Origin of the sequence: Staphylococcus agnetis, from assembly GCF_011466855.1 — a bacterium.
Classification (GTDB): Bacteria; Bacillota; Bacilli; order Staphylococcales; family Staphylococcaceae; genus Staphylococcus; species Staphylococcus agnetis.
Window position 1 is genome coordinate 2,215,181 of sequence record NZ_CP045927.1, and the last position, 13,249, is coordinate 2,228,429.

A 13,249-nucleotide genomic window follows, 5' to 3' on the forward strand; every position below is an offset into this window, starting at 1 on the left:
TACACCTCCTATGCGATTGCCTTAAGTGGATCAATTTTTCGAATGCTTAATACCGAGAAAACACTGCCTAACAATGAGACGACAATGAGTACTATCGCAAAAATGGCAAGCGTGATGGCGTCGAATTTCACTGGTACTGCTGTTGGTAGAAATACCCCAGTAAGCATCGTTAAACCTAATCCGATCAGTGCACCTATACTTGCTAAAATAAAGGTTTGAGCAATGACCATTTTAGCGAGATAACTATTCGTAAACCCTTGTGCTTTTAAAACACCAAATAGATGCGTTTTTTGCAAAGTCATGACATATAGGAAGATGCCTACTACAGTTGCTGAAATTGCGAATAAAAAGACAATCATAAAGTTTAAAGTCATATTTTGAGCTTGATAGCCTGGTAAATTTTCTATAAATGAATTTATTTTTATAACTTCTAACTTCGAGTCTAATTTGACTTGTTGCCAATTTGGATCTTTCACCACGATGGCATTCGTGACCTCTTTGGTTAACATTGGATTAATTTTGGCTATAGTCGCATCATTCGCAAACAATACGGGTGAAGCGTTAAATTTAGCACTTTCGCTAATACCTACCACCTTTAACGTTTCATCGGATTGTGCTAAATCAATGGTATCGCCTACTTTGAATCTTTTTTCTTTCAATGACGCATCAATTACCACCTCATTCTCTTTTTGAAACGACTTACCATCAATGATGCGTGGTATTAAAAATGATTGTGGCGCCACACCAAACAGCAAAGCATTTTCTTCCGTTCGCCCATTCGATGCGATGATAGCGGTTTGTTTTAACGTTGCTTTCTCTTTAAAATCATTGGGTACGTCTGATGTTTTAAATTTTGACTGTTGAATCGTTTGATTCGCATTGTCGTTCATAATGATGGCATCCGCATGCCATTTATCAATGCCTTCTCGGTTCATATTCATTAAACCGTTCGCAAGACCTGACAATAAAAACAACAAATAACTCACCATAATCAGTACACCCACAATAAGACTGAATTTGAGTTTATTACGTTTGATTTCATTCCAAGCTAAAAACATACCTTTCCCCCTCCACGTGTGTCTTCACAAGCATACCATTAAGCGCTATAAGCTGCACACGATACATATTCTTTATTGATGTTATATTTTAAAATTACCCAATTTATAAATGCGTGATATTTTTACAATTTTGTGACATATGTTATATTTCATGTAAGGGTTTACATGAAATGCAGTGAAACTGATTAAAAGGAGTGATGCCATGAAGCATATTGATGAATCCGAAGTAAAAACTATAGTACAAGATGGCGATGTCATTGGACTAGCTGCATTAACAGTGTCAAACCTACCTGCCGAAGTGTTACAACTTCTTTTAAATCAATATGATGATACACAGTCACCTAAAGACCTTACTTTCATATTAGCGAATGATATTAGCAGTGGTGGTTTAACGGTGGAACTTGATGATTTTGTTGAACGTGGCATGATCAAATGCGTCATGATGAGCATCATGACTGCTTCCAAAAAGACGGTCAACGCCATTAAATCAAATGCAATCGAGGCTTACTTTTTACCACAAGGCGTCATTGCGACGCATTACCGACAATCCAATTCGATAACACCAGGTGTGTTTACAAAAATTGGATTACACACAGGTGTTGATCCACTCTATCAAGGGGGTAAAGCGAACGCGCGTACCACTAAAGATATCGTTTCACGCGTCACGCTTTTTGATGAGACGTATCTACATTACAATTTCCCATCCGTTGATGTGGCGATTTTGAGAGGCACCTATGCGGATGCTAAAGGCAATATTTACATGACACACGAAGCACATCTTGGTGAAAGTTACGGTGTCGCTTTAAATGCGAAAGCACATGGTGGCAAGGTCATTGTACAAGTGAAAGCAATCGTTGATATTTGTCAACAGAACCCAAACGATGTATTTATTCCAGGAACACTCGTTGACTACGTTTATATTTCTGAAAATTCACGCAATCACCAACAATTAATTCAAACGTATTATCAACCAGAACTCTCTGGAGAACGTCGTGTACGCACTTATCCAGAGCCCACTTTACCGTTTTCGACGCGTAAACTGATTTTACGTCGTGCTGCACAACTGCTTCGTCATGGGGATACGGTCAGTATTGGTTATGGCATTAACAATGAGCTCACTAACCTCCTGCATGAGGAAGATGTGGAAGATGCCATTTTGCCTATTATGGATACTGGTATTTTTGGTGGATTTATTGGCAGTCGCAATCATTTTGGTATGAATTACAATACCGAGGCACGTATGCGGCATGATGAAACATGGGATTTTATCTATAACGGCGGCGTGTCCGTTGCCTATATGAGTTTTGCGGAAGTGGATGCGCAAGGTAACGTGAATGTGTCCTTTTTTGGGAACCGGATGAATGGATGCGGTGGCTTCATTGATATTAGTCAATCTGTGAAGCGTTTGATATTTTGTGGCGCTTTTGTTGCCGGTGGTCAACTAAAAATCGAAAATGGTCAGCTCCATGCACATGACACGTCACCGATGCACAAATTTGTATCTAACGTCGATCATATTGATTTTAACGCTGAGTACGCAAAAACACTAGGTCAAGAAGTTCATTTTGTAACAGATCGCGCAGTATTTGAATTGCGAGACGAAGGATTAACTTTAACTGAAATTGCACCAGGACTAGATTTACAGCGAGATATTTTACAACATATGGATTTTACCCCAAAGATCGCGGAGCCATTAATTACTATTGATACAAGTATTTATCAAGAGGTATGGGGGAACTTGTCTCAAACACTTTGTAACCAATCACACACGACGTAGAAAGTTATTTCTATTACGATGATTGTGGTAAGCCCTCATCCCTTCCCAATCATCAACTAAAGGGGGTTATACGTGATGAATTTCGATTGGATTAAAACGCGCTCTGATTTTGATATTGAGAAGCCAGCTGTCATCGATCCATTAAAGGGGACACAGTGGACGTACCAGCAACTCAATATCCGCGCAGATCATATGGCACATTATCTCACTGACAAAGGAATTCAAAAAGGTGATGTCGTCGGTGTATTTGCACCCAATGATGTTGCACTTTTAGATTTATTATTTGCTTGTTTTAAAATGGGCGCAGTATTTTTACCTATTAATTGGCGACTCAATCCTAAAGAAATTGCAGCAGTTGTTAAAGATTCCGAACTCAAAATATTATTTTATGCGGAAAAACATTTAAGTTCATTAACCGATGTTGATGAAAAACTTTTGCATATGGACATCGATAGTCCTGAATACGCAACAATCGTAAACCCAGAACACCATCAACCATTTAAAGCGACTAAAGTAGAGGCAAATGATTTGGCCGCTTTAATATATACAAGTGGCACGACGGGTGAACCTAAAGGCGTAATGTTTTCGTATGACTCATTTGTAAATAATGGTACCAATATAGAATTAACTTATAAATTTAACTCCGACTATACAACCATTATTTCTACACCAATGTTTCACGTTTTAGGATTTAACGATACGGTATTACCAACATTAATGGCTGGTGGCACACTCGTTTTACAACGCTACTTTAATGGCGAAGCATTGAATGACTTAATTGCACAATATGAACCGAGTTTTATCATTATGATTCCAACGATGTATTATGCAACCATTAAGCAACCTAACTTTAATCCTGAAAACTTTAGAAAAATGAAATATGTCATTCAAGGTGGGTCACAACCTTTACCAAGTATCCAAGCAGCCTTTAAACAATATGGTGTCAATATCATTAATGGATACGGTTTAACTGAAGCGCCACTCGTTATGGTGAATACGCCTGAAAATGCACTAAAAAAACCAATGAGTATCGGAAAATCTGTCATGTTTGTTGAAAGTATCATCCTTGATGATGACAAAAATGAAGTCGGTGTCGGAGAAATCGGAGAACTTGCGATTAAAGCTAAAAATGTGACACCTGGTTATTGGAAAAAACCTGAAGAAACCGCCAAAATTTTTCATGGTCCTTACCTATTAACAGGTGATTTAGCAAAGAAAGATGAAGACGGCGATATTTTTATCATCGATCGTAAAAAAGAACTCATCATTACAGGTGGTGAAAACGTCTTACCTTCTGAAGTCGAAACCGCACTCGCTGAACATCCGCTCGTGGATCGCTGTGTAGTGGTTGGGTATGATCATCCGAAATATGGTGAATCTATTGCGGCTGCAGTCATCTTAAGGGAGAATGACCCAGATTATGAGCGTAAGCTTGATACATTTATGCGTAAAAAACTTGCGGGCTATAAAGTACCTCGCATGTATCAGCCTGTCACTTATATGCCACTTAACTCTACACAAAAACCGGATAAACGCGCAATCCGCGACATGATGAACCAAAAAGCGCAAGCGCTTGAGTAACAAAATCAAAAAATTTTAAAGTCAAATGTAAGCGTTTACAACAAAGGGAGGCAATTATTATGACAAATCGAGAAGAACGATTAAAAGCACTGTATCCTGAAGATATTTTAAGCATTGCGAAAGATTTAACAGATGGTGAACTCGAACTTCTACAACAACTTAATGCGTTATTAGAAGACAAATACCGCAAAGATATTAATCGCCATTGGGTAGAGGCAACTGTACCTGAAGACTTTTTTCAAGACATTGGTAACCTTAATTATTTTACAAATCCCCTATTATATAAAGATCGTGACGGGGCACAAACTCCGAGTCAATTATTCCAGTTTTTTATGGCCTACACATTGGCACGTTTTGACGTCTCTTTAGCCACTTTACTCGGTGTCCATCAAGGTTTAGGACACAATACCTTTTTATTCGGCGGTTCAAAAGAACAAGTTGCCAAATATGTGCCAAAACTTCAATCACATGAACTACGTACTTGTTTTGCGTTAACAGAACCTGACCACGGTTCAGATGTCGCTGGTGGTCTTGCTACAACAGCAGAACAAAAAGGAGACGTATGGATACTCAATGGTGAGAAAAAATGGATTGGTGGTGCACATGTTTCAGATGTCATCCCAGTATTTGCGGTGAACAAAGAGACTGGGAAACCACATTGTTTTGTCGTTACCCCTGATCAAGAAGGCGTTGAGATTGATGTCCTTCAAGATAAAATCGCCTTACGTATCGTCCCGAACGCGCATATTAAATTAAATCAAGTTCAAGTAAAAGAAGCTGATCGCTTGCAAAATATTACGTCATTTAAAGATATTGCCAAAATTTTATATTCGACACGTGCCGGTGTGGCATACATGGCTACAGGGGCATTAGCTGGAACGTTACGCGCAACGTTAGACTATGTTAAACAACGTAAGCAATTTGGTAAGTCGATTAGTCAATATCAACTCGTTCAAGAGAAACTCTCTATGATTCAAGGAAATTTAGCGCACGCCATGGCGATGTGTGCAGCACTCGCACGTAAACAAGCTAATGGTGAATATGATGAGGTTGCCACATCTACGGCTAAAATGATGAATGCCTTACGTTTACGCGAATCTGTCGCAATGGGACGCGGGGTTTGTGGTGGTAATGGCATACTTGCAGGTGATTATGATATCGCCCGTTTCTTTTCCGATGCTGAAGCCGTTTATACGTATGAAGGCACACATGAAATCAACGCACTTGTAATAGGTCGCGCATTAACAGGTACATCAGCATTTATTTAATATCGCAATTGTTAAGGAGGAATGATTATGACAATCAATAAGATTACCGTCCTAGGTGCTGGCACAATGGGCGCACAACTCGCTGCCCTCTTCGTCAATGCTGGCTTAAAAGTACAATTACTCGACATTGTCATTGATGAACAAGATCCAAATAAAATTTCAAAAAAAGCTTATGACATGATTACTGATAAAAAACGTCCGCTTTTATTTGATTTACAATACGCATCAAATTTAACATATGGAAATTTTAATGATGACTTGGCAGATTCAGATGCCGACTTATATATAGAAGCCGTTAAAGAAGATTTAGATGTGAAACATACTGTTTGGCAAAACGTTGCACGCGTAGCACCTAAAGAAGCATTATTTGCGACAAATACTTCTGGTATACCCATTGAAGCCATTACTCAGGTGTTTGAAGAAACGGATAAAGCACGCTTTTTGGGACTTCACTTCTTCAATCCCCCACGTATTATGAAATTGGTCGAAGTGATTCCTAACCGTCTTACTGACGCTACTTATATCGAAAAAGTTCAAACATTTGCGCAAGATGTCTTAGGCAAAGGTGTTGTCATCGCGAATGACGTCCCTGGCTTTGTCGCAAATCGCATCGGAACACAATCAATGAATGACATTATGTATCGTGCTGAACAACAGGGCTTTTCAATCACTGATGTAGATGCCTTAACTGGTCAGGCAATTGGTCGCCCTAAAACAGGGACATATGCCTTAACCGACTTAGTTGGACTGGACATTGCCGTTTCTGTCATTAAAGGGCTACAACAGGTTCCTGAAGAGCAACCATTTTTCAAGGATGTGGCGTTAGTTTCAACATTATTTAATAAAGGTGCACTCGGTAGAAAAACGAAACAAGGTTTTTACAAAAAAGATAAAGCCACAAAATCACGTCTCGTTTTCGATCCAGACTCCCAAGATTATGTACCTGTTGAAAAGCCTCAAATTCCTTTATTAGCACAATTTAACAAAGATTTGGCTCATAACTTAGACATCATCTTTAACGCTAATGATGAAGCAGGCCTATTTTTATGGGAAACGTTACGTAACACTTTTTACTATGCTGCGCGTAATGTACCTTATGCTGCGAAAGATTTTAAAGATGTCGATCGCGCACTGGTTTGGGGATTCAACTGGAAGCTCGGTCCATTCCAATTATGGGACTTAATGGGCTTTGAGCGTGTTAAACAGCGCATGGAAGATGAATTAGGTGATTTACCAGAATGGCTTCAATCTGTTCATCATAGCTTTTATGAAGCAGGTGAATCCATCGAGCGCGTCACACCTGTCTCTGAGTGGATTACAGATGTCGTTTGGGACCGAGATGATTCTAAATTGGCAGTAGCCAATCGCAACCAATTGTTGCTCAAACTTCAAAGTAAAAATAATGTTATTACAGACCTTTTTACAGATGATTTGGTTGAGGCTATTGATTTACTTGAAACAAAAGCCTATAGCAGTATGGTGATTTATGCAGAAGGTACCAACTTTAGTGTGGGCGCAAATCTTTATCAAATGAAACAAGCTCATGAAGATGGTGCTGTTGATGATATGGTAAGTGGTGCCGTTGAAAAGCTCCATCGTAGTTTCAATCGCCTAAAATATAGTACGAAACCGATTGTCACTGCGGTTCATGGACGTGCACTGGGTGGCGGTTGTGAACTTGTGCTTTATTCCCCATTCGTCGTTGCAGCAAGCGAGACGTATATTGGCTTAGTTGAAGCTGGTGTTGGTCTATTACCAAGTGCTGGCGGTCTTGCCGAAATGGCAAATCGTATTTTACACACTTCTCACATGAAAAATGACCACCATCACAGTATGACGAATGTACTGATGACTATCGGTTTTGCGAAAGTATCAACGAATGCGTTTGAAGCAAGACGCTATGGCTTTTTACGAGATACAGATACCATTATATTCAATACAGCAAAACGCGTAGAAATCGCATTGCGACGCGCGCAATACGAAGCAGATACCAACTATATCCCTGCACCAAAACATCAATATCTTGCGCTAGGTTCTGATTTTATCGCACTTGCAGAGGGGCAATTAGACGCACAAAAAGAAGGTCATTTCATCAGCGAGCACGATTATGATATTGCCTTACGTATCGCAACCGTGCTTGCAGGTGGAGATTTACCAAGAAATACGTATGTGAATCAACGTTATTTGCAAAAACTTGAAAAACATCACTTCCTCACATTGTTAAAAACTGAAAAGACGTATGCGCGTATTTGTCATATGTTGAAAACTGGTAAACCATTACGTAACTAACACACGAAAGGATGAAATTGATATGAGAGAAGCTTATATTGTCGCTTATGGGCGTTCAGCAGCTGCAAAAGCTAAAAACGGTGCCTTATTCCATGAAAGACCCGATGATGTTGCCGCAGCGGTCCTTAAAGGTGTTTTGGATCGCGTAGATGGTGCATTCAAACCTGAAATGATTGATGATGTCATCGTTGGGAATGCCTTTCCAGAAGGACTTCAAGGGCAAAATATTGCGCGTACGATTGCGCTACGTGCTGGACTACCTGACCATGTACCCGGTCAAACTGTAAATCGTTATTGTTCTTCAGGTCTTCAAACGATTGCATTAGCCGCAAATCAAATTCTTGCCAATCAGGGAGATATTATCGTCGCTGGTGGCGTTGAACTAATGAGCGCTGTCCCTATGGGAGGAAATGAACCGACAAACAATCCAACATTACAACAAGAAGATGTCGGCGTTTCTTACCCAATGGGGCTTACTGCAGAGAATGTTGCTTTAAAATATAACGTCTCTCGCGAAGCACAAGATGCTTACGCTGTCGAAAGTCATCAACGTGCTGCAAAAGCTCAAGACGCTGGTAAATTTGAAGATGAAATCGTCTCAATCCCTGTTAAAACGGTAACGTATACGGAAGCAGGCCCTAAAGTAGAAACAACACCATTTAATCAAGATGAATTTATTCGTCCCGATACAAATATCGATACATTGGCAACATTACCAACAGTATTTAAAGCGGATGGTACCGTAACAGCTGCGACTTCCGCACCTTTATCTGATGGTACAGGGTTTGTCGTTGTGATGTCAGGTGAAAAAGTCAAAGCGCTCGGCGTGACGCCAATCGCAAAATTTGTCGCATATGAAGCTGTAGGTGTCGACCCTAAATTGATGGGGATTGGACCTGCGTATGCGATACCTGAAGTGTTAAAACGTGCCAATTTAACGATTGAAGATATTGATTTAATTGAACTCAACGAAGCCTTCGCCGCACAAACCATCGCATCTATGAACGAAGTCGGTTTAGATGCGTCTAAAACGAATGTAAATGGCGGGGCTATCGCACTCGGTCACCCTTTAGGGGCAACAGGCGCTATGTTAACAGGACGTCTGCTATCAGAAATGAAAAAACGTCAGAATGCCCGTTACGGCATGGTGACAATGTGTATTGGCGTCGGCATGGGTGCAGCGGCCATCTTCGAATATGTAGGTTAAACTGTCACACAAATACCCTCGCGCGTAGGTACTTCCTACGTCCGAGGGTATGTTTTGTTTATAACACGACTGTAAATTGACGAGATTCAACTGCTTGTCCCGTCATTTCAACATTGAATTGATTCGCTTTACGATAAACATGTACGTCTACGTGACCATCTTTTCCCATTTCTTGACCTTGTTCGATACTGAGTCTATAGGTTGGATGATTGGGATCAATAAAGCGTGCATAGTACGCCCCCATGACACCTGACGCAGTACCGGTTACAGCATCCTCAACAGTGCCGGCATCAGAAGCCGAAAAGTGTCTACCATGCATAGCACACGTGTCATGATATGTTTCAAGACAAAATGGATGGACAGAGGCACCTGGCTCTTCGGTTAATATTTCAGCAAATTTTTGATTGTGTGGTTTCATTTTTCGACAAACTTCTAATGACTTCACAGGTACTAACAATGTCCATACACCTGTGTTGCCATACAAGATGGGTAAATGTTCGTCAATTTCTCGCTCATGGATACCGAGCACTTGTGATAGTTGTGGGATAGATCCTTCAAACGCTTTAAATTGCGGCGGACTTTGTACCATCGTTACAGACCAACGCCCCGCTTTATGCTCTAAAGTAATTTTCAATCGTCCTGCTTTCGTTTCCACTTGTATGTCTGTTTGTCCGTTTGGAATAAGTTGCTTTGATTTAGAGGCAATAACAGTAGCGATCGTTGCATGACCACACACATCCACCTCTTTTTGGGGTGTGAAAAAGCGAATTTGAAAATCGGCGTGTGATGAGGTCATTAAAAATGCAGTTTCGTTATACCCCGCTTCATAGGCGATGGCTTGCATTTCATCTGTTGTCAACATATCACCGTTAAGTACAACACCAGCAGGATTCCCCTTAGAGGGTTCGGTTGTAAACGCATCGTATTGGTATACTTTAACTGTTTTCATAGTGCCATTCCTCTTCAATAGAATTAAGTATGCTTTAATGTAACACGTTTTTGACTACGTTTCGATCGTTACACACTTTATTACAACATTTCATTCTGAAGTCCGACACTTTATAACAATCATTTAATAACGGATTACAAAAACACTACGTTTTGTAACCTGTCCGTCATACAACATCACTTATTTATCTACTTCCAATCATAAAAACCCTCAAAATGTGAAATATCAACACATTTTGAGGATTAATACTTAGCGATAACACACACTTTAACGACTGAATTGAGACATTAACGTTTTAAATGCTTTTACGTCTATCTCATGCACATGTTTTTTTTGATAAGTATGACGTACTTTAAAGAAGCGTTTTTTCTGTTGAACATCTTTTAATGCAGTTTGAAGGCTTATTCCCCCATCCGTTTTCGTAAAGCGATTTTCAGGTGCTGTAACACTAAAATTATGCGCGATGTCATTGTATGCGAAAATCAACATGTCATAATCAAACGCCATGCGCACCGCATTAATAATTTCGCCACCTTCATTAATATCTAAGTAGATATCGCACTTTTGATATAACTGTTTCACCGTTTCACGTTCAATCGCTGGAAAAAGTTTTACGTTTGAATAGGTATCAAATGCAGTTAAATTTGTCGACATTTCTGTAACCGCACCAATATGGAATGTAGCAAACGGACATGCTTCTACAATTGCTCCCAAATTGTGGATTTGATCAGAATTGGTCATTACTAAGATATTCATTGAATAACCATTGGTCTTTTCATAATCATAAATATACCCTGCTTGATGAACATGTTGACGTTCTGAGACAGACATGTGTTGGGTTAATATCTCATATTCATGTGCATCAGGGACGACAACGTCAAATTGACGCATAAGGTCCCCGCGCAACATGAGCGTCATATTTCCTGGGACATGTCCTTGGCATTGTTCTTGCCAAAATAAAATATCATGACCCGGTGTATCTAATTCATAGAGTACCGCAAATGGGGTACCTAAAGAATTAATGACAAATTGTGATAAATCGATATTTAATGCACGGATGAAAAACAACATAAACTTCACTTTATTGTTGAAGTGATAAGATTGCCCTTCCCAATGTAAAATGATTGATTGGACGACAAAATTTTCATAGATCACTTCTCGTCCTTGTTGATCCATATATTTACGCATAATCAATTTACCAGTTGTGTCATGGACAGATTGTGCGAAATGCACACCATGCTGCGTATAATGGTCTACAAACTGTAAACGCCCTTCACCATCATACCAATCTACATGACTGACAATACGTGGTTTCAAATTAGGACGGTAATTAATTTTGGCACGTTTAACACCCATATCTTTAACCCATGCGATATCATTATTCCCTTCAATTTCCCAAAAGCGCGGTACGTCCACTTCATTGAAATAACGAGGTTTTGCATCTTTCGGAACTCGATAGTTTGAGAAAAATTGGTAAGGCGTCACAATATGTTCAGGCAAAAACCCATCATCTTCCATAACAATCGTTGTCGCGTAGTGATCAGAAAGGCGTAATGTATCATATAATGTGCGCGCGTTAAGGTCAAAACGTTCAAATAAATTAATCATGAGCCACCTCTTCTAAACATTGTTTCCATTTAAGCTGAATCTCTGAAGTAAGGAATGGACGCGCAACATTATAAGATACTTTATGTGCTGCTTTAGGGCCGTCATTAAAGAATTTAACAATAGACGCTGCATAACGTTTTACGATAGTTTCTGAGGATTCTTCTTTCGCATTTACTGGTAATAAATAACCATTTTTACCATCACGAATAAACGTTGGATTGCCATAATTCACATCAAATCCAATCATTCCTAAACCAGACCCTACAGCTTCTAACAATGTTAGACCAAAGCCTTCGCTCGTCGATGCGGAGACAAATAATTTATAACGTTGGTAAACATCCTCTAAATGGACGTGCCCTTTTAAATGTATATAATCTTCTGCGTGGTTCTCACGAATTAATGTCGCAAGTTGTCCTTTTGCCCCACCTTCACCGTAAATATCAAATTGTAGTGCTGGCACCTCTTTTTTGGCTATAATTGCTGCACGTACGAGCCAATCAATATGTTTTTCATTCGCTAAACGTGATGCACTTATCATCGAATACGGTTGACGTTTTCTTTTAGGCTTTTTAAGTTCATGAATACTTCCCACTGGAATGGTATACACTTTTGGCGATTGTTGATGATATTTTTCAAATTGCGCTGTTAAAATATCGTTTTGTAACTGTGTAGCGGTAATATAAAAATCAATTTCATTTGCTTGCATAAATTGATACTCATAATAATTATTCCATAATACATGATGATCGTCCGTCGCATGTTGACTAAAATGTTCCGCATGGACAACGACTCCCATTTTACTTTGTCCCTTATGTTGCACGAGCGCTTGACCCACTTCACTTGCACGATCTAAAAGAACAATATCTTTAGAAGTTAAATTCAGACACTCCATAAAGTAGGCAATAAACGCTTGGCGACTGTACAGTACCTTATTTTTAAAACGATAGACATTCGTTTGACCATCAATATATTCGTTATATGCTATTGACCCATCTTCATTGTAAAATTGGCGCATATAGATTTTCGCAGCATTCTCATGTGGTGCATAATATTCAGAGAAGATGCGGACATAACTGTAAAAATCTTTACGTACCAATTTACCGTCAATGACAAATTCCGCGCGGTCGACGATGTCTTCATCGGGATTCTTTAAATAACACGTGATAAACGTTTGATTATCATTGAGAAATAAACGATGAATTTTCCCTTCTGTTTCTTCGCGTACAATCGGTTCATAGACTTCTGCTTTAAGTTGCTCTAAGGTATAACTTGAGGGCGCGATAGGGATATCCGTAAAATATTGATAAATCCAAATCACTTCATCATCTTTAAAACCAATATTTTCCGTTAATGTTTGAATATTTTCTGCATTTATAAAATCTAAAAATACGTATTTTTGAGGATAATTCAAGCCCCTCAATAATTTGGCACGGTACATTTGTGCATATTCCACACCACTACTTGCCCAACCGATACCAAAATTGATATTGTATAATGTCACGATACGTCCAC

At 39.4% G+C, this 13,249-nt stretch carries 9 protein-coding genes; 5 read left to right on the forward strand and 4 right to left on the reverse strand.

The features are described from left to right. Positions 1 to 8: 8 nt before the first annotated feature. The gene (locus GJE18_RS11180) at positions 9 to 1,058 is read right to left on the reverse strand and encodes an ABC transporter permease (protein WP_107368400.1); all 1,050 of its coding nucleotides are present in this window, start codon (positions 1,056 to 1,058) and stop codon (positions 9 to 11) included. A gap of 202 nt (positions 1,059 to 1,260) precedes the next feature. Here GJE18_RS11180 and fadX point away from each other — a divergent pair, with 202 nt between their 5' ends. The 5 genes from fadX (at position 1,261) to GJE18_RS11205 (ending at position 9,180) form a co-directional block, all read left to right on the forward strand. Next, positions 1,261 to 2,835: a fatty acid degradation protein FadX gene (gene fadX, locus GJE18_RS11185; protein ID WP_107368401.1), complete on the forward strand. Its 1,575-nt coding sequence runs from the start codon at positions 1,261 to 1,263 to the stop codon at positions 2,833 to 2,835. 75 nt (positions 2,836 to 2,910) lie between these two features. Beyond that, positions 2,911 to 4,416, forward strand: a complete 1,506-nt coding sequence (gene fadD / locus GJE18_RS11190) for a long-chain-fatty-acid--CoA ligase FadD (RefSeq protein ID WP_060551992.1) — start codon at positions 2,911 to 2,913, stop codon at positions 4,414 to 4,416. 59 nt (positions 4,417 to 4,475) lie between these two features. Further along, positions 4,476 to 5,684 carry an acyl-CoA dehydrogenase FadE gene (gene fadE, locus GJE18_RS11195; protein ID WP_060551993.1) on the forward strand — a complete coding sequence of 403 codons (1,209 nt, stop codon included), beginning with the start codon at positions 4,476 to 4,478 and terminating at the stop codon, positions 5,682 to 5,684. A 27-nt stretch (positions 5,685 to 5,711) separates the two neighbouring features. Then, positions 5,712 to 7,973: a 3-hydroxyacyl-CoA dehydrogenase/crotonase FadB gene (gene fadB, locus GJE18_RS11200; protein WP_060551994.1), complete on the forward strand. Its 2,262-nt coding sequence runs from the start codon at positions 5,712 to 5,714 to the stop codon at positions 7,971 to 7,973. A 22-nt stretch (positions 7,974 to 7,995) separates the two neighbouring features. Then, on the forward strand, positions 7,996 to 9,180 hold the full coding sequence (locus tag GJE18_RS11205; protein WP_107368402.1) for a thiolase family protein: 1,185 nt from the start codon (positions 7,996 to 7,998) through the stop codon (positions 9,178 to 9,180). Positions 9,181 to 9,238: 58 nt separating this feature from the next. Here GJE18_RS11205 and GJE18_RS11210 read toward each other — a convergent pair whose 3' ends face one another. The 3 genes from GJE18_RS11210 to gtfA all read right to left on the reverse strand — a co-directional run bounded on the left by GJE18_RS11210 (position 9,239) and on the right by gtfA (position 13,238). Continuing rightward, entirely contained in the window at positions 9,239 to 10,129 is an 891-nt protein-coding gene (locus tag GJE18_RS11210; protein ID WP_107368403.1) for a PhzF family phenazine biosynthesis protein, read from the reverse strand. A 267-nt stretch (positions 10,130 to 10,396) separates the two neighbouring features. Further along, a complete protein-coding gene (gene gtfB, locus GJE18_RS11215; RefSeq protein WP_165886157.1) occupies positions 10,397 to 11,737 on the reverse strand; it encodes an accessory Sec system glycosylation chaperone GtfB in 1,341 nt (446 codons plus the stop codon). Then, positions 11,730 to 13,238, reverse strand: coding sequence for an accessory Sec system glycosyltransferase GtfA (gene gtfA, locus GJE18_RS11220; protein ID WP_060551998.1), 1,509 nt, complete (start codon positions 13,236 to 13,238; stop codon positions 11,730 to 11,732). The genes gtfB and gtfA overlap by 8 nt, the downstream gene beginning before the upstream one ends. Positions 13,239 to 13,249: the final 11 nt, after the last annotated feature.